At 60.3% G+C, this 21,742-nt stretch carries 20 protein-coding genes and 3 pseudogenes; 6 read left to right on the plus strand and 17 right to left on the minus strand.

Features of this window, described 5'->3' with window-relative positions:
- Window positions 1-28: 28 nt before the first annotated feature.
- From ML_RS12420 to ML_RS18230, 4 genes and pseudogenes are all read right to left on the minus strand, one after another.
- On the minus strand, window positions 29-1,705 hold the full coding sequence (locus ML_RS12420; protein ID WP_041323393.1) for a bifunctional uroporphyrinogen-III C-methyltransferase/uroporphyrinogen-III synthase: 1,677 nt from the start codon (window positions 1,703-1,705) through the stop codon (window positions 29-31).
- A gap of 21 nt (window positions 1,706-1,726) precedes the next feature.
- Window positions 1,727-2,674 carry a hydroxymethylbilane synthase gene (gene hemC, locus ML_RS12425; RefSeq protein WP_041323398.1) on the minus strand — a complete coding sequence of 316 codons (948 nt, stop codon included), beginning with the start codon at window positions 2,672-2,674 and terminating at the stop codon, window positions 1,727-1,729.
- Window positions 2,675-2,687: 13 nt separating this feature from the next.
- The gene (locus ML_RS12430) at window positions 2,688-4,091 is read right to left on the minus strand and encodes a glutamyl-tRNA reductase (protein WP_010908887.1); all 1,404 of its coding nucleotides are present in this window, start codon (window positions 4,089-4,091) and stop codon (window positions 2,688-2,690) included.
- Window positions 4,092-4,240: 149 nt separating this feature from the next.
- A pseudogene (locus ML_RS18230) lies at window positions 4,241-4,372 on the minus strand (glutaredoxin family protein); the annotation flags it as partial.
- Between the two features lie 820 nt (window positions 4,373-5,192).
- On the opposite strand from ML_RS18230, the gene ML_RS12440 reads away from it, so the two are divergent.
- The 3 genes from ML_RS12440 (at window position 5,193) to ML_RS12450 (ending at window position 7,636) form a co-directional block, all read left to right on the plus strand.
- The gene (locus ML_RS12440; protein WP_010908888.1) at window positions 5,193-6,095 is read left to right on the plus strand and encodes an HAD family hydrolase; all 903 of its coding nucleotides are present in this window, start codon (window positions 5,193-5,195) and stop codon (window positions 6,093-6,095) included.
- A 103-nt stretch (window positions 6,096-6,198) separates the two neighbouring features.
- Window positions 6,199-6,699: an FAS1-like dehydratase domain-containing protein gene (locus ML_RS12445; RefSeq protein WP_010908889.1), complete on the plus strand. Its 501-nt coding sequence runs from the start codon at window positions 6,199-6,201 to the stop codon at window positions 6,697-6,699.
- A 10-nt stretch (window positions 6,700-6,709) separates the two neighbouring features.
- Window positions 6,710-7,636, plus strand: a complete 927-nt coding sequence (locus ML_RS12450) for a cyclopropane mycolic acid synthase family methyltransferase (protein WP_010908890.1) — start codon at window positions 6,710-6,712, stop codon at window positions 7,634-7,636.
- 28 nt (window positions 7,637-7,664) lie between these two features.
- On the opposite strand, the gene ML_RS12455 is transcribed toward ML_RS12450, so the two are convergent.
- The 9 genes and pseudogenes from ML_RS12455 to ML_RS12490 all read right to left on the minus strand — a co-directional run bounded on the left by ML_RS12455 (window position 7,665) and on the right by ML_RS12490 (window position 15,285).
- Window positions 7,665-8,744, minus strand: coding sequence for a lysophospholipid acyltransferase family protein (locus tag ML_RS12455; protein ID WP_049769949.1), 1,080 nt, complete (start codon window positions 8,742-8,744; stop codon window positions 7,665-7,667).
- Window positions 8,745-8,773: 29 nt separating this feature from the next.
- The gene (locus tag ML_RS12460) at window positions 8,774-9,868 is read right to left on the minus strand and encodes an SDR family oxidoreductase (RefSeq protein WP_010908892.1); all 1,095 of its coding nucleotides are present in this window, start codon (window positions 9,866-9,868) and stop codon (window positions 8,774-8,776) included.
- Window positions 9,869-9,938: 70 nt separating this feature from the next.
- Window positions 9,939-10,040: a 30S ribosomal protein bS22 gene (locus ML_RS12465; protein ID WP_003402602.1), complete on the minus strand. Its 102-nt coding sequence runs from the start codon at window positions 10,038-10,040 to the stop codon at window positions 9,939-9,941.
- Between the two features lie 242 nt (window positions 10,041-10,282).
- Window positions 10,283-10,543 carry a cell division/environmental response transcriptional regulator gene (locus tag ML_RS12470; protein WP_010908893.1) on the minus strand — a complete coding sequence of 87 codons (261 nt, stop codon included), beginning with the start codon at window positions 10,541-10,543 and terminating at the stop codon, window positions 10,283-10,285.
- Between the two features lie 140 nt (window positions 10,544-10,683).
- Window positions 10,684-11,556 (minus strand): pyrroline-5-carboxylate reductase, encoded by an 873-nt coding sequence (gene proC, locus ML_RS12475; RefSeq protein ID WP_172591927.1) that lies wholly within the window; start codon window positions 11,554-11,556, stop codon window positions 10,684-10,686.
- 36 nt (window positions 11,557-11,592) lie between these two features.
- Window positions 11,593-12,294 (minus strand): annotated as a pseudogene (locus ML_RS16895) (thioesterase family protein).
- Window positions 12,295-12,328: 34 nt separating this feature from the next.
- The gene (locus ML_RS12480) at window positions 12,329-13,171 is read right to left on the minus strand and encodes a sugar phosphate isomerase/epimerase family protein (protein ID WP_010908895.1); all 843 of its coding nucleotides are present in this window, start codon (window positions 13,169-13,171) and stop codon (window positions 12,329-12,331) included.
- Between the two features lie 30 nt (window positions 13,172-13,201).
- Window positions 13,202-14,269 carry a hypothetical protein gene (locus ML_RS12485; protein ID WP_010908896.1) on the minus strand — a complete coding sequence of 356 codons (1,068 nt, stop codon included), beginning with the start codon at window positions 14,267-14,269 and terminating at the stop codon, window positions 13,202-13,204.
- Window positions 14,266-15,285, minus strand: coding sequence for a Ppx/GppA family phosphatase (locus tag ML_RS12490; RefSeq protein ID WP_010908897.1), 1,020 nt, complete (start codon window positions 15,283-15,285; stop codon window positions 14,266-14,268). The genes ML_RS12485 and ML_RS12490 overlap by 4 nt, the downstream gene beginning before the upstream one ends.
- Window positions 15,286-15,427: 142 nt before the next feature.
- Here ML_RS12490 and ML_RS12495 point away from each other — a divergent pair, with 142 nt between their 5' ends.
- A complete protein-coding gene (locus ML_RS12495) occupies window positions 15,428-16,222 on the plus strand; it encodes a hypothetical protein (protein WP_172591928.1) in 795 nt (264 codons plus the stop codon).
- Window positions 16,223-16,386: 164 nt separating this feature from the next.
- Here the strand turns inward: ML_RS12495 and ML_RS16900 are convergent, their stop codons facing one another.
- Window positions 16,387-16,710 (minus strand): hypothetical protein, encoded by a 324-nt coding sequence (locus ML_RS16900; RefSeq protein WP_231846645.1) that lies wholly within the window; start codon window positions 16,708-16,710, stop codon window positions 16,387-16,389.
- A gap of 614 nt (window positions 16,711-17,324) precedes the next feature.
- On the opposite strand from ML_RS16900, the gene ML_RS12505 reads away from it, so the two are divergent.
- On the plus strand, window positions 17,325-17,519 hold the full coding sequence (locus tag ML_RS12505) for a hypothetical protein (RefSeq protein ID WP_145985223.1): 195 nt from the start codon (window positions 17,325-17,327) through the stop codon (window positions 17,517-17,519).
- A 721-nt stretch (window positions 17,520-18,240) separates the two neighbouring features.
- Here the strand turns inward: ML_RS12505 and ML_RS12510 are convergent.
- Window positions 18,241-18,609 carry a hypothetical protein gene (locus tag ML_RS12510; RefSeq protein ID WP_049769893.1) on the minus strand — a complete coding sequence of 123 codons (369 nt, stop codon included), beginning with the start codon at window positions 18,607-18,609 and terminating at the stop codon, window positions 18,241-18,243.
- Window positions 18,610-19,158: 549 nt separating this feature from the next.
- Here ML_RS12510 and ML_RS12515 point away from each other — a divergent pair.
- Window positions 19,159-19,476, plus strand: coding sequence for a hypothetical protein (locus ML_RS12515; RefSeq protein WP_145985224.1), 318 nt, complete (start codon window positions 19,159-19,161; stop codon window positions 19,474-19,476).
- A 206-nt stretch (window positions 19,477-19,682) separates the two neighbouring features.
- Here the strand turns inward: ML_RS12515 and regX are convergent.
- A pseudogene (gene regX / locus ML_RS12520) lies at window positions 19,683-20,365 on the minus strand (two-component sensory transduction protein RegX).
- The gene (locus ML_RS12525) at window positions 20,322-21,653 is read right to left on the minus strand and encodes a sensor histidine kinase (RefSeq protein ID WP_231846646.1); all 1,332 of its coding nucleotides are present in this window, start codon (window positions 21,651-21,653) and stop codon (window positions 20,322-20,324) included. The pseudogene regX and the gene ML_RS12525 overlap by 44 nt, the downstream one beginning before the upstream one ends.
- Window positions 21,654-21,742: the final 89 nt, after the last annotated feature.

Here is a 21,742-nt window from a genome sequence, read left to right on the forward strand (position 1 = left end):
CCCGTCCTAACCGTGCTCACGATCACTACTAGCGCCTGCGGCTCTTCTTGCGCGGTGGAGGCAGCGCGCCTTCGGCGCGCAGTCGAGCGACATGTTCGGCCAACGCATCAACTAACGGTCCAACCGCGGCGGTTTCGGGCTGGACATCCACCCGCAAACCAAATTCGGAAGCGGTCTCAGCAGTCTTGGGTCCGATGCAGGCAATGACCGTCCGCGCGTGCGGTTTGCCGGCAATACCAACCAAGTTACGCACCGTGGAGCTGGAGGTGAAGCACACTGCATCGAAGCCACCCGTCTTGATCATTTCCCGGGTGGCCGCCGGCGGCGGTGCCGCCCGCACCGTCCGATAAGCGGTGACGTCCTCGATCTCCCAGCCACACCCGCGCAGTCCCTCAGCCAGGGTTTCGGTGGCAATGTCAGCGCGCGGCAGCAAAACACGGTTCACCGGGTCGAAAACGCTGTCATAAGGCGGGAATTCGTCCAGTAGACCGAGGGAAGACTGTTCCCCAGCCGGCACCAGCTCCGGGCTGATCCCGAATGCACGGACCCTGTCGGCAGTCGCTTCTCCGACACAGGCGATCTTCACCCCGGAGAAGGCGCGGGCATCCAGACCGAACTCGCCAAACTTCTCCCACACCGCGCGCACCGCGTTGGTGGAGGTGAACACCACCCATTGGAAACGACCGTCGACCAGCCCCTTGACAGCACGTTCCATCTGAGCGGGACTGCGCGGCGGCTCGACAGCGATGGTCGGCACCTCAACCGGCAACGCACCGTACGACGTCAGCCGCTCGCTCATCTCGCCGGCCTGGTCCTTGGTACGCGGTACCAACACGGTCCAGCCGTAGAGTGCACGGCTTTCCCACCAGTTCAGTCTAGCTCGACTGGTCACCGTCTTGCCTATGGTCACCACCAGCGGCCCGGTCAGCGGGCCTGCGGTATCGGTGCCGACCAGGACAGCCGAGTCAGCCAATCCCTCCAATGTGGTTTCGACAGAACGTTGCTGGCAGGTCGTGCCCTGAGCGGTCACCACGCAGGGTGTGGCGTCGTCCAGCCCGTGGTCGATCAAGATGTGCGCCGCGTCGGCAAGATGTGATGCGGTGGCTTGCAGAATCAACGGCCCAGGAGCCGCGGCTAGCGCTTCCCAGTCCACGTCGCCACGTACATCAGCCACCGTGTGCGACGAACCCAAGGGTAGCCCGGCATAGGTTGGTACGACGCTGCTGGTGACCAAGCCGGGCACGATCTCGATTTGTAGATTGGTGCGTGCCACAGCGTTCACCTCGGCTATGACCGCGTCCACCGTCAACGGATCACCCGCCACTAAGCGCACCACATCAACACCGGAACGAGCCTCGGCGGTCAGCGTTTTGGCGACCTCAGTAGGGTCACCCAACGCAGGGCGGATGTCGGCGCCTCCGGACATGACCATCGGTGCGGCTTGGTAGTGATCCCCCTCGAGGGTACCGTCAGCAGCCCTGCCGGCGGTCACGGCAGCCGGACCGGCAGGCGCCGGACCAGAGACCGGTGGCAAGTCCTTGCCAATCAGCGCCAGCACCGGTTCAGGTACATCGGGGTCGATAAAAACAAGGGCGGCGTTTGCTAGCACCGCTACAGCCTGAGCAGTTAGTAACCCTGGGGCTCCTGGACCGGCGCCCACAAATGTGATGCGACCTGGTCTAAGCTTACGCCCTCGCGTCGTCATTGTCGCTCCCACCACTCCCGTTCAACTTCCTCGCGCCCGGTCTGACCGCGCTCCCCACATCAGCTCCCGGGCACCCAGCTCAAACAGCTCCACGGCAACTGCTAGCCCAAGCTCGCTCGCCCGACCGGACGTGCTGATGCCGGACGCGCGGATCACGTCGGATCCGTCCAACGCCGCCACGCAGCCGCGCAACGACAACTCTTCGAAGACGCGGCCTTCCCCATCGATGGACTCGACCACTTGAGCGATCGCGCCCACCGGTGCGGAGCAGCCGGCCTCCAGTTCGGCGAGCAGGACTCGCTCCGCGGTGACCGCCGCACGTGTGTCGGCATCGTCCAACGCCGCCAGCACCGCCACCAACCGACTGTCACCAGCGCGGCATTCGACCGCGATCGCGCCTTGAGCCGGTGCTGGCACCATCTGCACCGGATCTAACGTCTCGGTGACTTCATCGAGGCGGCCCAGCCGGGCCAACCCGGCCCGGGCCACCACGATGGCGTCAAGATCGCCACTGCTTACCCTGTTCAACCTGGTATCTAGGTTGCCTCGTAGGGGGCGAATTTCCAAACCGAGACCCAATGCCCTAAGCTGAGCTGCCCGCCGCGGCGATGACGTGCCTACCAGCGATCCAGCCGGCAATTCAGCAAGAACCAGCTCATCGCGAGTTACCACTGCGTCGCGGGGGTCATTTCGTGGAGGAATCGCCGCTACCGTGAACCGCGGATCGTCAGCAGTTGGCAAATCCTTGTACGAGTGCACCGCAGCATCGACGCAGCCCTCTTCGATAGCCGCACGCAATGCGGTGGTGAAGACGCCCACACCTAGACTGTCGATAGACGCAGACGACTGATCGCCCGCGGTATTGACGATCACCAACTCCGCAGGATGCCCGTTGGCTATGAGAGCGTCTCTAACGAGCGCAGCCTGAGTGGTGGCTAACAAGCTACCCCGAGTGCCTATCCGGATCACGTGGGCCAATCAACTACTCGGCGTGATATTTTGAGCTGCTCTGGGCAGGGCTTGTGCCGTACCTAGTGGTATCGCTGAACCCACTTACCATCACTGGTAATTCACCCGCGGTGGCGACCGCGTCGACAGCGGTCTGATCAAGCTCGAAAAGCTCACGCAGCGCCTCGGTGTAGCTGTCACCGCCGGGAGCACTGGCAAGCTGCTTGATCCGCACGGTAGGCGCGTGTAGCAGCTTGTCCACCACCCGTCGCACGGTGCGTGCCACCTCCTCGCGCTGAGCGCTTTCCAGCCCTGGCAGCCGGTGGTCTAGGCGCAGTAACTCCGCTTCGACCACATCGGCAGCTCGCTGACGCAACGCTGTCACCGTCGGGGCCACCTCGGCCATCCGCTGCCTAGTCAGATATGTGGCCACTTCAGCCGCCACAATGCGGCGCGCGGCATCGACGTCGGCGGCACTGGCACGGGCCGACGGTTCACGCTGCACGCCTTCCACATCGACGACCCAAACGCCGGGCAGTTTGGCCACAGCCGGATCCACGTCACGCGGCATGCCCAAATCGCATATCACCAGCGGCCGAGTCGTTTCGTCACGGCGCATAGCGGCCAATGCATGATGCACGTCAGCCAGCGAAACCACGGGGCTTACCGCCCCCGTACAGCTGACCACTAGGTCAGCGTCCGCCAATGCTTCGTCAAGGTGATTAAGAGTCCACACGTCGGCCGGCACGCCCGATTCACCGATCTTGCCGGCCAGCCGCCGCGCTCGAGACAACGACCGGTTGAGTACATGTATACGTCCGACGTTGGCCTGCGTCAGGTACGACGACGAGAGTGCACCCATCGCGCCAGCGCCAATCACCACCGCGATCCGGCCCGCCAGCCCGCCCAATGTGCGTCCAGCTATGCCAAGGGCGACCGACACCACCGAGACCCCGGCAGCGTCAATGGCAGTTTCGGAATGCACCCGCTTACCCACCGACAACGCTCGTTGGGCCACCTCATGCAACACCTGGCCTACCGTGCGATTAGCCTCAGCGGCGGCATACGCGCGACGCACCTGACCCAGCACCTGCTGCTCGCCGACCACCGCTGAATCCAGACCGCTGGCAACCGTGAACAAGTGCTCGACAGCAGCCTCGCTGTAGCGTACATAAGCGTATTTGGTCAGGTCCCCGATCGACATCGCGGAGTATTCCGACAGCACTTGCCCAATCACTGATAATCCCGCGTGGAACGCTTCCACCACGGCGTAAACCTCGACACGGTTACAGGTCGACAGCACCATCGCCTCGGTCACCAGCGGGGACTGCAGCACCCGGTCGACGATCTTGATCTGATCGGATCTGTCCAGGCTGAGTTGTTCTAAGACAGAGACCGGCGCACTGCGGTGCGAAACCCCGAAGAGCAAGATGCTCACGGCAGCATCACTTGGCCAGCTCCCTTGCTTTCCTCCAGTAGTCAGGCTGGTGTCTACGGTAGACGTTGATCAAGTGGGCTACCAAATATTGTCAGCGGATGAAGATCCACGCAGACCTGGACCTCGTCGACTTCCCAGTAGCTGTACTAGCTGCCATCAAGCAGGATCACCGGAAGACGGTTGCCGAACTCCACCCATAGCCCAGGGGTGCCCTCTAGCGCTGCAGCGTCGACATCCGTCATCGTAAAATCTAAGCCCAGCTCATTAGCCAATTCAATCAGCTAGATGTGTACCCGCGCGCAGATCGCGCACCCGCCGCAGGTTGGCAGCTCAACCTGCGACCGACCTAGCGCCTCGGTCATGGCCACCAGTGTGGCAGCCGTTATCGAAAGGCGTTCCTAGTGAAAGAGTGTCCCAGCCCAGTTCTCACTAGATTGCCGCTGTGGCTCCTCCGGACAACCTAGTGTCGATCCCGTGGTGCTGCAGAGGTTCGCCCAAATTCTACGCAGTAACACCCGCGGATGTGATGTAGCGCCGCGGCGGGAGCGGGCCTGTCTATGTTAGCGCAGCTGACAACCGAAGCCGACGACGGTTACCAAAAGAACAATACGACATCGGCGCAGGCACTGCGAGAAGCTGACAATGGCTGAAGCGTTTCTCGTCGGATCCCGACGCGATGGTCTGATGTAGTGGATCAGTATAGCCAAGTTTCAACGCCATGCAAAAAGCATGCTAGCCGAAATCGACTCTCTGGTGGCCAGTCTGCATACAATGTGGTTAGGACTAAGGTGCAGCGGCCACATGGCCGAGGCGCATCTGCACTAAGCGCACAGCGAGGAGCTGATATGCAACGCGTTAGCGCAGTTACAGGACGCTTGAGAGACTACTCACCACAACTACCCTGACGCCATGTCAACGAATTTGATGATGCGGTCGTGAACCGATGGACCGCTAGCCATAACCTCTGCGACCCGAGTTACAATCTAGTCGCTGACTCACCGACTAGATACGTAAACCTCCGCAACCCAATTTCCCAGATAGGGTTGATGTCGGCCACTGAACCGACCACCGGGCAAGCGCAGCGATTTAGGAGGTTTCGCGATGGCTTCCCCTGACCTGAGTAACGCATATAACGGTCGCATTGACCTGGGTTCCCTGGCCAACAACGCGAGCATCAACCGGGCGCTTAACGATATGCCCACAGCAGTGGACGACGCAGGGGTCCGCCCGCAACCACCGATCGACCTGACCGCAGCAGCATTTTTTGACGTCGACAACACGCTGGTGCAGGGCTCGTCGGCGGTGCACTTCGGTCGCGGGCTGGCCGCTCGCGACTATTTCACCTATCGCGATGTACTCGGATTCATCTACGCCCAGGCTAAATTTCAATTACTCGGAAAAGAAAATAGCCAGGACGTGGCAGCCGGCCAGCGCAAAGCGCTCGCGTTCATCGAAGGACGATCAGTCGAGCAGCTGGTAGCTCTGGGCGAGGAGATCTACGATGAGATCATCGCTGATAAAATCTGGGCTGGCACCCGCCAGCTCACCCAGATACACCTTGATGCCGGCCAGCAGGTGTGGCTGATCACTGCCACGCCATACGAACTCGCTGCCACCATCGCACGTCGGCTCGGCCTGACCGGGGCATTGGGAACAGTCGCCGAGTCGGTAGACGGGATATTCACTGGCAGACTGGTAGATGAGCTCCTGCATGGAGTCGGGAAAGCACATGCAGTCCGATCGCTGGCGATCCGGGAGGGCCTCAATCTGAAGCGCTGCACCGCCTATTCCGACAGCTACAACGACGTGCCCATGCTGTCGTTGGTGGGCACCGCGGTCGCCATCAACCCGGACGCCCAGCTACGCAGTCTGGCCCGTGAACGGGGCTGGGAGATCCGCGACTTTCGAACCGCTCGCAAGGCTGCCCGGATCGGGGTGCCGTCGGCCTTGGCGTTGGGCGGCGCGTTGGCAGCGGCCGTGTCGCGTCGCCGCGACCGCGAATAACCCGCGAGAAGCACAACGACCTCACCGAACCCAAGCATCGCAACGCCAATCATGCTGATAAACTGCGGCGTTAAGCCCAGAGTTGAGCGGAGAGCGCAGCGTCATGACAGTTCCCTTAGAGGCCGAAGGACTAATCGGCAAGCATTACCGGCAGTTGGATCACTTCCAAGTTGGACGCGAGAAAATCCGTGAGTTCGCGATCGCGGTTAAAGACGACCACCCAACCCACTACAACGAAACTGCAGCCTTCGAGGCCGGATACCCTGCACTAGTGGCTCCGCTAACCTTCCTGGCGATCGCTGGGCGACGCGTGCAGCTCGAGATTTTTACTAAATTCAACATCCCGATCAATGTCGCCCGGGTTTTCCATCGCGACCAAAAATTTCGCTTCTACCGCACGATCCTGGCACAGGATAAGCTCTACTTCGACACCTACCTCGACTCGGTGATCGAGTCACATGGCACTGTGATCGCAGAAGTCCGCAGCGAGGTCACCGATACGGAGGGCAAGGCGGTCGTCACCAGTATTGTCACTATGCTGGGCGAATTGGCCCGTCAGGATGCTACCGCTGAAGAAACCGTCGCTGCAATCGCTTCTATATGAAAGGCGAATCATGGTTCCGTCACAGAGCCATCCGGCCAAAACCCCTCGTAAACAGCTGAAACCACCGATCGAAGCCGTACAGTCGCATTACGACCGATCGAATGAGTTCTTCAAGCTGTGGCTCGATCCATCGATGACCTACAGCTGCGCATACTTTGAACGCCCCGACCTGACGCTGGAAGAGGCCCAGCGCGCTAAGCGTGACCTCGCCTTGAGCAAGCTTGGGCTAGAACCCGGTATGACTCTGCTCGACATCGGCTGCGGCTGGGGATCGACCATGCTGCACGCGATCGAAAAGTACGACGTTAATGTGATTGGCTTGACGCTGAGCGCGAATCAGCTCGCCCACAACAAGCTGAAGTTTGCCGAAATAGACCACACCCGAACAGACCGGACCAAGGACGTACGGCTGCAAGGCTGGGAACAATTCGACGAACCGGTCGACCGCATCATCTCACTCGGCGCGTTCGAGCATTTTGCTGATGGCGCAGGCGACGCCGGATTCGAACGCTACGACAGCTTCTTCAAGATGTGCTACGACGTGCTGCCCGACGATGGCAGGATGCTGCTGCACACAATCATCGTGCCTGATGCCAAGGAAACCAAGGAGCTGGGCTTGACGACGCCGATGAGCCTGCTCCGCTTCATCAAGTTCATCTTGACCGAGATCTTCCCTGGCGGTCGGCTGCCGAAGATCTCGCAGGTCGACCACTATTCATCCAACGCTGGTTTCACGGTCGAGCGGTACCATCGGATCGGGTCCCACTATGTCCCGACGCTGAACGCCTGGGCCGCAGCGCTGGAAGCTCACAAGGACGAGGCCATCGCACTGCAGGGGCGGCAAATCTACGACACCTACATGCACTACCTGACGGGGTGTTCAGACCTATTCCGCGACCGTTACACCGACGTCTGCCAGTTCACCTTGGTCAAGTAGCTACGCGACATACAATCGCGGCACATGCTTAGCCGAAGAAGATGTTCCGGCGACCAGCGAGCAACCTATAAAGCGTCTGCTGGATCGTCTCACGCACCTGATCGGTCAGCTCGAAGGTGACCATTGGGTCATCGGCGTCGGTGGCAGCATAGTCGGTGGTGTAAATTGGCTCCCCGAATGCAATGCGCCATTTCGACGGCAACGGCACCAAACCCGCCGGTCCAGCCAACGGGAACAGCGGCGTAACCGGGAAATACGGCACGCCGAACAGCCGCGCCAACAGCTTGACATCAGTCAGCATCGGGTAAATCTCTTCCGAGCCGACAATCGAGCACGGCACAATCGTCGCCTTGGTGCTTAACGCCGCCTTTACGAAGCCGCCACGACCAAACCTCTGCAACCGATAACGGTCCTGGAAGCGCTTGCCCAGACCCTTGTAGCCCTCCGGAAATACGGCAGTGAGCTCACCGGCGGCGAGCAAGCGGTGTGCGTCGGATGTGCAAGCCACGGTGTGCCCTGCCTTACGTACGGCTTCACCGACCACTGGCAAGTCGAACACCATGTCGGCTACTAACAGCCGCAAGTCCCGTTGCGCTGGATGCTCGTCGTGCACCGCCAACGACAGCATCAATCCGTCGAACGGCAGCACACCGGCATGATTGGCCACCACGAGCGCCCCACCGGTGCTCGGCAAGTTTTCGATACCGCTAACTTCGACTCGGAACCATGACTTGAAGAAAAACCGGAGGAAAGGCCGAATGATCGCGTTGTTGAAGTGCGGATCGAACCCAAATTCGTCGACCGTGTAGTCGCCGGTCAACCGCTGCCGAAGGAACCCTGCAACAGCGGCAACATGCTGGGCAAGCTCACTAAGTGGTGCTTCAGTGGTTACCTCCCATAAATTGGTCGCACCCGTGGAACGCCGATGTTCATCGATTTCGCGGACGACTGCCGCGATCTGCTCAGCTGATGCGCGACCGCGTAGATCAGAAAGTAACGAGGGATGTTGACGAGACCCGTCGACCCGATAACCGGCTCTCCGACGTGATGCTACCCGACCCCTCTTGATATGCAACGGAATAACATTCGCTCTGGTTTCGCCCACCACAGTATCTACCTGACCCCACCCCACGGAATTCAATTTCGGCTACTCCAGCGCTGCGCTAACGCTATGGCGCGACCCTCGAAGTAGCGTACCCGATGTAGGTCAATTATGGGAGTCAAACCTCGGCCGCGAACGTAGTCATCGAACGCCCCGGCCGTCGTCCACTTCGGGTGATAACCGAGTTCGGAACCCATCCTGGTGGTGTCCATGACCCGACCATAGCTCAGGTACTCAAACTGATCTCGAGTGATTTCGGTGTAGCGATTCACCCACCTTAGCAAATCAAGTGCCCAGACGCCGAAGCTGGGTATCGGCACCGCGATCCGGCCAGCCCGCCGAATAGCTTGCGAAAGCATCATAATGCCACTGGCGCCGATGTTGAAGGTGCCAGCCTTGCCGGTCATCGCCGCGCACTCCAGTGCGCCCAGCGCATCCTGTTCGTGAAGCAGCTGCAGCCGTGCATCACGGCCGCACATCGTCGGCACCAACGGCCCGGCCAGATACCGCGACAACGTGGTGTCCATCGCCGGGCCGATCATGTCAGCCAACCGCAGAATGGTTACCGCGATATCGGACCGGCGCCGGCCCAGCCCGCGTGCGTAACCCTCGATATCGAGGCTGTCCTTGGCGAAACCCTCACGGAAAGAACGCCAACTACTGCTGTCCTCGGTGAACATCACCGGATCGCGGGAACCCGATCCGTAAACGGCCGAGGTCGACTTCAGCACGACACGACGCACGGTGGGCGCCTTCTGGCAGGCGGCGAATAGTTGCATCGCGCCCATCACATTGAGTTCCTTCAACGCCGCACTACCGCAGGAGCGCGGCGCATAGGACGCTGCGTCCGCGTGCACGACCGTATCGACCTCGCCGTTGCGAATCACCTTGGCGATAAAGGGATTACGAATATCGGCGCGCACGAACTCGGCGTGCCCCATCCGACGCAGCATGTCCTTGCTGGGCGCAATCGCATCCACCGCGATGACCGCATTGATCAAAGGGTTTTGCGCCAACCGAGCAGTCAGATAGCCGCCGAGAAAGCGGCAAGCACCAGTAACCAGTACTACCTTGGGGTAGGGCACGACTCCGCCTGTTCCACCGCCATCCTGACCGCTCGAGGAATCCACTTGGTGAGCCTAAAGGCCAGAAGAAACAGTGGCTCTACAACCGTATGAAAATCGGAACATGTAGCGGCGGCTACTTGCCAAGTTTTCTGCGCTGCACCCGGGTGCGGCGCAGCAACTTGCGATGCTTTTTCTTGGACATACGCTTGCGCCGTTTTTTGATTACTGAACCCATGAACTCCGCTATCCCGTGGCCGGCTTGGAAGAAAACGTCCTGGTCACTGTACCCGACTGGCCGGGTCGAACACCAAACCAGCGGCCGCGTGACCACGTACCAGGGCACGCTAGGTGCTCACAGTTTACATTGCCCACTGTGCCCCGGACTCGCTTGGTACTGCCTTGCGTTGGTGCGCAGCTGAACTTTCGACAATGCGTGCCGTGCAGCGGCGTGAGTAGGAGCAAAGGCAATGACCGAGGCTAGCCCACGTCGAAGTACGACGTCTCGAGCATGTCGTGGACAGCCTTGGCATGCACCCGGAAGGACCGCCCAACCCGAACCGCCGGCAATTCACCGTTGTGTACCAGCCGGTACACCGTCATCTTGGAGACCCGCATTAGCGTCGCCACCTCGGCCACGGTGAGAAATTGCGTGCGGGGCTGCTGGCCCTCGAACGAACCGGTGTCCCGCACCGATTTGCCAGCTGAATCCCGCGCCGATGGCCCGTTAGTAGACGTCATCGCAACCCAATCGTGTCAGGCACGCGCAATGCCAGCGGCTTCCCCTCCGCTGGCACCCACACGTGCATACAATAAAAGAGGATAGCGGTACTAGTGGGGTTACTGGTACTGATGGGGGAAATCAGTTCAAAAATCTTGAATTATTCCGATGTAATTCTGAGCTGTTCAGACCGGATTTTAGCGGCCTGAACCGCTGCGTCGACCACCATCCGCAGTCCGCCACGTTCGAGTTCGCGCAGCGCAGCGGCAGTAGTACCACCAGGCGAGGTAATCGTGGCGCGTAGTTGCGCCGCCGGGACATCCACCTGCGCGCCCAGAGGCGCCACCTCGGCTGAATGCCGATCTTGATCCATACGCTCCAGTAGCATTGCCGCGGACCCCGCCATGGTCTGCGCGGCCAGTTCGGTAGCCACCTGACGAGTCAGACCCACCGCGACGCCGGCATCCACCAGAGCTTCGACCAGCAAGAAGAAATATGCCGGGCCTGAACCCGATACCGCGGTAACCGCATCCATTTGCGACTCAGGAACCGTCAGAACGCCACCCACCGCGTCGAACATGGCCAAAACATCCTCGAACTGTTGTCCAGTAACGAAACGCCCCTTGGCCAACACGGTAACCCCCGCGCCCACCAACGCGGCTGCGTTCGGCATGGCACGAACCACCGGCGTACCAGCCGGAAGCTTGGACTCGAGATAGGTGATCGTAACACCAGCAGCCACGGTGACTAACACTTGCTCAGCGCTGTCATTCGCGACTGCGGCTGCCTGAACCAGGTCCCCCATCACTGACTCAACGTCGGTCGGCTTCACAGCGACAACGACAAACATTGCGTTCTCAACCGCGTCGGTTACTGACGTCACCAACACCGAGTAAGTGTCCGCTAGGTATCGGGCGCGATCAGGCATCCGTTCGGCCACCACCAGGTCTTTGACCTGCCTCCCCGCCCGCAGAAGCCCCGACAACAACGCTTCACCAATACTGCCACCACCGATGATCGCGATTCTTGCCATGCTGGAAAGCATCCCAGACAGCTCGGCTCGACCGTACTACCGGGCAGAAGTACCAAACGCCAGGTAGCACAACTGCGCCACGACACGGACAACTTGGTCGACGACGATGTGATCCTGGTCGAACCCAGTACTGCCCAATCTCCAAGCAGATGCAGATCACCCGCAGCCAGCCGTAAGTCGTCAAGCACCGACAAAAGGCGGTAAGTACGACGGCTGGCGCCCAGCCGATTCTGCCCAAGACCAATTTGTCACCAGCGCCGACAAATACTCCGCACATGAGGGAGGACAACGTGTCGGGAGCTACGCCACACGGGCGTGCCCACATCTGGATCACAGACGGCCGCCCGGACGACCCGACCCTGGCGGGGGCCAAATCGCCAGGGTCGGGTCGTCCGGGCGACTACAAAGACTTCGCTATCACCAGCGACCCAATGCTCTAGCTCAGCGAAATTGACCATGGCATGCACCACTACGCGGTTTGTCTTGGGCAAGCTCGACATCGAACACGCTGGTCCGACAACCACAGAGAACTGGCCAACACCGCGACCGGTTGCAATCCACTCGATTCGCCGCCCCATACGCTGCGCGCAGCGTTGGCACACAGTGCCAACATCACCCCAGCTGTACACCTTGAGCCCTATATTTGGGCCCTATGATCCAATGCTGGTTGAACTCACCTTCGTATACGCCTGCATCGACCTACCGCAGCGTCATTGCAGTAGTGAATAGTTCGTTCATGGCGGTCATCAGAGGTCTCAATTAACAATGAACATCACCGCAGCAGGTACGTGCGAGCGAATTGCAACGATTCGGTCAGCATGGTTTCACGCTCAGTTGCCGAACGCACGCTGGACGTGGACACTTCGAGCACCACGTGGCCGGCGAAGTCTGCACCGGCCAGCAACTGGCACACCGCAGCGGTAGGTTGCGTGCCACGGCCAGGCACCAGGTGCTCGTCGGCGGGCAACCCGCTGCCGTCACACAAGTGCAGGTGCACCAGCCCCGAACCCATACGCCGCACCATCTCCAGCGAGTCGGACCCCGCGGTCGCTGTGTGCGACAGGTCCAGGGTGTAGTGCGCGTGATTGCCGGCCAACGGATCGAATGAGGGTGCGAACACCGAAATAGCCGGACCCGGACCACCACCACGCTTGCGCATCCGTTCCCGCGACTGGTCGGCCCCGAAAAATCGGTCAGCCCGAAACGGGAACATATTTTCGACGGCGATCATCACATCGCTAGCTGCTTCCAGCTCGGCCACCTGGTCGCTGAATCCCTCGGCGTAACGTCGTTGCCAACGGAACGGCGGATGCACGACGACCGTCTGTGCACCCAATTGCTCGGCGGCTCGCACACTGCGTTCCAGTTTGGGTACTGGGTTGGCACCCCACACCCGTTGCGAGATCAGCAGACAGGGCGCATGCACAGATAGCACCGGCACGCGATAGCGTCGCGACAGCCCCTTGACAGCATCGATGTCCTGGCTGACCGATTCGCCCCATACCATCAGTTCGACCCCGTCGTAGCCAAGCTTAGCCGCATACTCGAATGCGGCCTCGGCCCTTAACGGGTACACGGAGGCCGTCGACAGACCGACTTTAATGACTGGGCGCAAAGGTCTACGGTGGTTTCGAGGAGCTTGAGCCTAGCCCGATTGCAAGGACAACGCTAACGGTCCCAGGGTGATCAGCGCACCCACCACAACCGCGATTAGCGTACTGGCGATGTCCTCAGTTCTGCGAACTACCCGCACCCCGACCACCAAGCCGAGAATCACCAACACCGATAATACCAGCGCCACGATGCTGTTCCAACGCCACAGCTGGTCGAAGGCAACGAACAACCCGGCACCGAACACCACCGCCAGAATCGACTGCAGCACAATCAAGCTACCGCGCCACAGTGCTTCGAATCTGCTTTGCCAGCCGCGGGCAGGCGAGGTTATACCAGCAAGATCGGTATGCAGGTCGAGATGGTCTTCGTCGAGGTCTATTCCGACAGCCAGCAACCCCCCTGCGGCGTGTTCATCGCCGCGCCGTTCAGCTAGCTCATTGGTGAGGGTATGCCCGCTGAACAGAGCCCCCGCTGACATTTGCAGGTTGTAACGCGCGTACGCTGACTCTTCCGCCACTAATTCAGCCGCACGCACCTCAGAGCCCATCACGTCCACCGGAATGTCGGCGAAAGGCTCCACTGGATCGGGGCTCATCCCCTCGGCATCGGATTGCTTCTGCGCAATGCTGTCCGGAGCAACCGGGTGCCGTACGTCGCCGAGGTGAGGCAACGGACGCGAGCAAGCACTCCGTTGCAATCCCGTCCTGAGATGGGTTAGTGGCGGCGACTTAGGCCAACGCGGCTCAGGTGCGGACCAACAGCCGGGCGGGACATGGCCGTGGTCGTCGACCGGTGGTTCAGCGACGATGCCTTCACAGACCGGTTCTAGCGGAGATTGGGCGGCCGGCTCGACAACCCGGACTCCTATGTTCGCCCGATGAGCATGGGTGGCTGCCAGATGCTGCTCGTCAGCGTGATCATCATGAATGATCGGAATATCGCAGGTCAACTCCGCGACCGTGACCGCGTCGCTGTCAGTACGCCGACGCCGACGGCGGCTGACCGCGGGAGCACCAATGGTTCCATTCCTAGCCAGCAATTCGGCCACCGAGATCGGCCGGGCGTGGGGGCTCTCGGTGTCGTTGTGTGGTCCGGTCATGTTTTGTCGCCTCTCGATCGGTTAGCTGCGTTCCGATCAACCTCTTGGCCTCTAGTATCCCGCACCGAGGTCTGCACGAGTGCGGTTCCATCGGCTTCGCTGTCGAGTTTGCGTAAGATGAGGCCTTCCCGTAATGCCCACGGGCAGATATCCACCGTTTCTATCGACAGCGCTCGCATACTTGCTTCGGCCACCAAAGCGCCCGCTACGATTTGCGGCGCCCTCTCGGTACTTATCCCTTCTAATTCGGCACGATCAGACGCCGTCATCCTAGAGATAAACGCGATGAGTTGTCGCAGGCCGTTGACCGTTAGTGCGCGCTTCGCCCGTGGTCCCGCCGCCGACGGTGCCGCACCAGTAAGCCTAGCCAGCGAACGAAACGTCTTCGACGTTGCTACCGCGAGATCGGGTTTGCCGGCTTCCAAAACGGTCACGCTGGCATCCGACAGCTCGGAATCCAGCCAGTCACGCAGCATCGCCACCCGACGCCGACCGGGCGGATCATCTGGCAACCACTCGCGGGTTAACCGTCCGGCACCAAGCGGCAGTGATAACGCGACCTCGGGCTCCTCATCGACACCGTTTGACAACTCCAACGAGCCGCCGCCAATGTCGAGGTTGATGATTCGCCCCGCGCTCCACCCAAACCACCGCCGCACCGCCAGAAAGGTCAGTCGCGACTCATCGACGCCACGTAGCACCTGCAACCGGACACCGGTTTCCTTACGCACCCGAGACAGCACGTCGTCGGAATTTCCCGCCTCGCGAACCGCGGACGTAGCGAAGGCCATCAGCTCAGCGCAGCCGGAACTGACAGCAATCTTAGCGAATTCGCCGATTGTGGAAACTAGCTTGTCGGCAGCGCGCTTAGTGATTTTACCCGAGCTGTCCGTGGCTTCGACCATTCGCAACGTAGCCTTCGTCGAACTCATTGGTGTCGGATGTCCGCCGCGATAAGCATCAACCACAAGCAGATGAACCGTGTTGCTACCAACGTCAAGCACGCCCAATCGCACAGAACACCAACCTAGCCGGGCAACGATGCTAGCGCTGCGCGACCCACTGAGGCGCCGCGGCAAAACAAACACCGACAAGCAGCGATGCGCGTCGGGTGTCTCCGTGTCAAGCTGTCCAGAATCTGGGTCTACCTTTGAATACGTGGCAAACTCACACCTGGAACCGGTGCATCCAGGGGAAGAGGTCGACTTGGATTTCACCCGTGAGTGGGTGGAGTTCTACGACCCGGACAATTCGGAGCAGCTAATCGCGGCCGATCTCACCTGGCTACTGTCACGGTGGACGTGCGTGTTCGGCACACCTGCGTGCAGGGGCACCGTGGCCGGTCGACCAGATGATGGCTGCTGCTCGCACGGCGCATTCCTGTCGGACGACGCCGACCGAACGCGCTTGGACGACGCGGTAAAAAAGCTCAGCCACGACGACTGGCAATTCCGCGAAAAAGGTTTGGGCCGTAAGGGTTATTTGGAACTCGACGAGCATGATGGCCAATCCCAATTCCGGACCCGAAAACACAAGAACGCTTGCATTTTCCTAAACCGACCCGGGTTCCCTATCGGCGCTGGCTGCGCGCTGCATAGCAAAGCCCTCAAGCTAGGCGTACCGCCGCGGACGATGAAACCCGATATTTGTTGGCAACTGCCGATCCGACACAGCCAGGAGTGGGTGACCAGGCCCGACGGCACCGAAATTCTCAAAACCACGGTCACCGAATATGACCGCCGCAGCTGGGGCTCCGGCGGCGCGGATTTACATTGGTATTGCACCGGCGATCCGGCCAGCCATGTCGACAGTAAGCAGCTGTGGGAGAGCCTGGCCGACGAACTCACCGAACTACTTGGCGCGAAAGCCTACGCTAAGCTGGCGGCAATATGTAAGCGCCGCAACAGATTAGGTATCATCGCAGTGCACCCGGCGACGCAGGAGGCCAAATAGCACCAGGTTGGCCAGCACCGACAACCTAGCCCAATCGCAGCGGTATGCCACCTTCTTGGTACGATTCGAGCATGCGCAGCGCGCTGGCCTATAGGCATGACTCAACCGACGAAGCGGCCGTCGCCGCGTCGCGCGGCAGCACAGCCTCAGGTATGGCCTGCAAGTCAACGACCACCGAGGCGGGGTCGGCATAGGCTACCGGTGAGCTCATATTCGCGTCCACCGAAAGTGTGCTCGACCCAAACGATACAACAGCCCCAACACACAGTTGCGAATGCTTTGGATGAGGACCGGAAGTAGGCTAGGTAGGCCACCTGACGCGCCAGGGCCGTCTCGGCCCCACACATTCCGGCCAGCGCGACGCACAATGCCTCGACATCATCGAATGTGCTCCGGTCGGAGACCAGGCAGCCGATCAGAGAACCTAAGGCAGCGCGAATTTCAAACAGCTCGATCAGGAACTCGGAACCCAATTTCCGCACCAACACCTCGACGACCGCGGGATATTAGGGCCGTCAGATCGCATACCACGCTGCCGTTCCCATTTCCGGCCTCGCTAAGTACCCATCTACTGCATCCGGGCACGAGTCCGCCGGCAAGAACATGCCGTTAACACTGAGCTTGTTCAGCTCACTCCCGCTCAGGCTGCAGGATCTAGCTCGGCGGGAAAGCGCCGTCGAGGATGGCATCGGCCAATCGACACAGAGATTTGCTTAGCCACACGGTAACAATCAGACGGCTGAATCAGCCTTGATTGGTTCATTAACTCCATCAATTAAAGTAAATAGACCTAATGAGATCGCCAAAACACAACTGCACATCCAGGCGACACAACCCGCTGAGCGTAGCGTCCGCTCGGCGACTAGTCGACCAGAGGTGGAGTAGTGGACGACCACCTGAGATCCACCCGCAGCCCCAACACTGGCAGGGTCAAGCCGAGCGCCTAGAAGACCTGGTAGCCACCCTGTCGGATTCGCTGACTTGCGGCCAGCTTGTGGACCCACTACGAGACTTTCGCAGCGCGGCACTGCTCGATCACGGCCCAGCTCCAACACGGGCCGAGCGGTTCGGCCCTGAAACCATCCAAACACCCGCTACCGGCATGACGTGGTTCGACGCGGCGAGCGTGCAGACGGCGCGGGATGTGTTGACCGAACACGCAATCACTCGTATGGGGTCTGTCCTGGAAGAAACCCAGTTCGCTGACCGGTCGGCGACACCACCCACTGTGTCGACAGATGGGGCGGTAGCACCGTCTACGGCGATCACAATCGCGTTAGCTCGCTTCCTGTATTGACGTATTAATAATTGCCCGGCAAGCCCTTTCTCGTAGCTTCGGATACGGACCACATTCGGTCTGCGACACTGACACTGGTAACTGGACTACTGGAGGGAGGCATTGGCACCCGCGCGCCATGCTCATCCGTGTAGACCAGCCCACCGACCGAGGCCTGAGCCTGTGGGAGACACGGATACGGACGAAGCCGCCGCGGTTTGCACTAACACCTAGCAGGCCGACAGCTACATAGAGATCGGAGAACGGCACTGTTCGGTAGCTGATTCATAACCGGGCATGCCGATGTCAGGCTATGCGACGTCAAGGCACCCTAGATCAACTAAAGGATCCCTTTCTCTTTGACCCGCCGCTGCTGCTTGCCGCAGAAATACTGATCAAGCGCGAACTGCACACCGACCGTCGTGCTGGTCCGATACGGCGTGTAATGAAGTTGCAAAAGTTCCAGCTTTTCTGACTCAATAGCTTGGCCCCCAGTAGGCAAACGGGGTTTTAGACGTCAAGACAAACAAAGCGGTATGGCCGCTGCACGGTAGCGGCTAAGTGCAGCTTTGCGACCTACCCGTTCTTCATCAACCTAAGACGACGGCTCGGGCGCAGGAAATGAGTCATCTTGCTTATCGCGCTCAGGCCGCCTCGTTCGGCTCGTTCGGCGGCGCGCTGCTGCCCGAGGAGCGCGTTAGCCCGTCACGGGCCCGGCTCGTCACGCGCGTTGACCGTTACCTCACACAGCTAACTGCCCCGGCACGGGCGGGCGGTGCACACCGGGCTTCTCTAGCTGACCGCGACGAGCCACTTGACCACCGGCCGACCGCGGTAGCGACTTGACCCCGGCCAGCAAGATCAGGTTACTGCAGCGAGTCACCGCGCTGAACCCGGATGCCAGTGCGCCATCGAAGTGATGAAGGTGATCGTGTTGCTGGCCAACGACGCATACGCCTTGCGCAGGAATTTGTTCGCTCGCGCCCACGACACATGACGCGGCTCGCACCGACACCGCCTTGACCGTCACCCAATCAAGTGACAGAGCTTCCGTCATTACCGCCGACTGGTGATCGTCGAGTACGGCGCCGGCGGCGCCATGATGGCTCACACCTTGGCGCAAGCCGGCTTAAGAACCGTTATCGTACTCGAAGAGGGTCGTCGCTGGGCGGTCGACGAGTTACGTACCAGCCACCTAATTGACCTTAAACCGGCCTATACCACCGCTCCCGGTGGGCCACCATCGCGATCGCGTTGGTACGACCGTCGTTGTTGATGGCGATCGGCCCACGTAGTCGGTGGCACTACTGTCACGAACTCCGGCTACCGGCCTTCCTGCCCACAGCCGGCTGTGCAACTACACTGGCGCTATGCATTCGGTCTTTGTCTGGCCGATCCGGAGCAGCTGACCGAACACCTCCAAATCGTTGGATTAGCAAGCGATGCCCATTTTGTACAACGCATCCAGCTGTGCAGACAACTGCCAATGCACAATCGGATGCCCACGCAACGCTAAATTCGGTGTAAACCTCAATGCATTACCCCAGGCGTGTACGGCCGACGGACGGAGTGCAAACCCACCGACACGGCAGCACTGCGCCCGATTTGTTAGTGGAAACCGTCATCATCACCGCCGGCGCCATCGAAACACCCGGTGCTGTTGCGGAGCAGCAGTCATGGCGTGCACCCGCGGCTCGACCGAAAACTCGCGCTGCATCCGGCCACCATGCTGGTCGGGCGCTTCGACGGGGATGTTGTCGCGTGTCGCAGCGTGCTGCAAAGCGCCGACGTACACAAATTTCACGAGTCAGCTGGCGTGTTGATTGAAGCCATCGCTACGCCGCAGGGCATGGGGTTGATGGGTCTTCTCCGGCTACAGCACCAAACTGCTCAACTAGCTGGATCGGGCATCGCACGTCGCAACGTTTGGCGCGATGGTGACCGATCGCAGCGTTGGCTCGGTTCTGTCGGTGCATAGTGAAGCGATGGTGCACCACCACCTTGCCCAAGCTGACAACACCAAGCTGCTCATCACAATAGCTGCTATCAACCGGCTGCGCAGCATCGAAGGTGTGGGTTGCTGACGTGGAGATTGAGCGCACCCGTGATGCCTAGAGGTGAACCGCAGCTATCGATCATGACGCTGGCTGTGGCTGACGAGGTGGTCACAGTGCGGTGCACAGGCTAACTCTCCAGTTTGTAGCCCAGACCTCGCACTGTCACCAGATGTACCGGGTTAGCGGGATCGGCCTCGATCTTGGAGCGCAGCCGCTTGACGTGGACATCGAGGGTCTTGGTATCGCCGACGTAATCCACACCCCAGACCCGGTCAATCAGCTGCCCTCGGGTTAGCACCCGCCCGCTATTGCGCATCAGGTACTCCAGCAGATCGAATTCCTTAAGAGGCAGGGTGATGGCATAGCCGTTCACCGAGACCACATGCCGCTCAACATCCATCCGGAGCGGCCCGGACTCCAGCACACCATCGCTAATTTCGGAGTCGTCATCACCGCCACGCCGCAGCACCGCCCGGATCCGGGCGATCAATTCACGCGCCGAATAGGGTTTCGTAACATAGTCGTCGGCGCCCAGCTCGAGGCCGACCACTTTGTCAATCTCACTGTCTCGAGCAGTCACCATGATCACCGGCACACTGGAACGAACACGCAGCTGCTTATACACATCAGTGCCAGACATCCCCGGCAGCATCAAGTCCAGCAGCACGATGTCCGCCCCGGAGCGATCGAACTCCGCTAGTGCCGCTGGCCCATCGGTCACCACCGTGGGCTCAAAACCTCCTTGCGGAGGAGAAACGCCAGTGGATCAGCCAGCGATTCCTCGTCCTCCACAATCAGGACACTTATCATTCACATTCCCTCTCGTCACTTCGCTCTGCATCATCGCCTGCGCGGGTGTCATCGACTTAAACTCTTCTTCCTCTCGTTGCGGCCTATTGAGCCACATATCGCAGCCCCGGGGTTGCCCGGATTGCTCATCGTTGTCCTGGTAAAGCGGCATGGCCGCCGGAATAGACAGGGTGAACGTAGATCCGGTTCCCGGCTTGCTCCACACACCGATACTGCCATTGTGGTTGGCGGCAACGTGTTTGACGATGGCCAGCCCCAGCCCGCTGCCACCGGTAGCCCGCGAGCGCGCCTTGTCTCCGCGGAAGAAGCGTTCGAAGACCCGCTCCTGATCTTCAAGAGCGATGCCAATGCCGCGGTCGGTGACGGCGATCTCGATATTGTCGCCACGACGGCGACGGCTGATCGACACCAGCGAACCACCCGGCGAGTAGGCAATCGCGTTGGACACCAGATTGGCTAGCGCGGTAACCAGTAGAGTTTGGTCGCCCAATACCCGCAAACCGCTAGGCGGATCGGTGCGAACCTCGATAGCAGCGGTGTCGGCGGCCACCTTATGGCGCGCAATCGCCTCGGACACGATGATATCGACGTCAATGTCCGTTACGTTAGGCAGCCGCTCGGCGCCCTGCAGCCGGGACAACTCTATGAGCTCAGCAACCATGTATCCTAATCGATTGGCCTCGATGAGCACCTTCTCGGCGAACCGGCTCACGGTTTCGGCGTCATCCGCCGATGCCAGCAGAGCCTCAGCTAGCAAGGCCATGGCGCCGACCGGGGTCTTGAGCTCGTGGCTAACATTGGCTACGAAGTCACGCCTAGCCGCCTCCATGCGCACATAGTCGGACTGGTCGTGGACGAAGACCACGGCGAACCGGCGGTCTTTCTCACTTAGCAGTCGAGCGTGGCCGTGCACCGATAACCCAGACCGGCCCGCAGCCGGGCGTTTTCCGGGCAACAGGTCAAATTCGACATCGTCACCGCCCAGCGCCTGCTGTGCTGCCCGCCAGGCCTGGTCATCGAGCTGCCGGTCGCGCACGAGTCCTAGCTCCTTGGCCTGTTCGTTGAGGTAAACTACATCACGATAGGTATCAACCACCGCAGCACCTAGCGGCATCAACGCGATGATGCGTTGCAGCATCTGCAAAACAGTGATGCCCGCCCATTCGTTAGCCAGTCTTTGCCGGCGTTCGATTAGTCGCGGCGACAGCCGGATTCCTGCCACAATACCAACAACAAACGCCAACCCGGACAATACCCCGGCCAACAACAGAGCCGAGAACACAGTCACATAAAAAATCTTACAAATCCTTCATTAACGCCGCCCCAGCGGTGCGAGACCAAAATCGGAAAAGTCACACTTTGCGTTACAGGTGTTCA

The organism is Mycobacterium leprae TN, assembly GCF_000195855.1.
Lineage (GTDB): Bacteria > Actinomycetota > Actinomycetes > Mycobacteriales > Mycobacteriaceae > Mycobacterium > Mycobacterium leprae.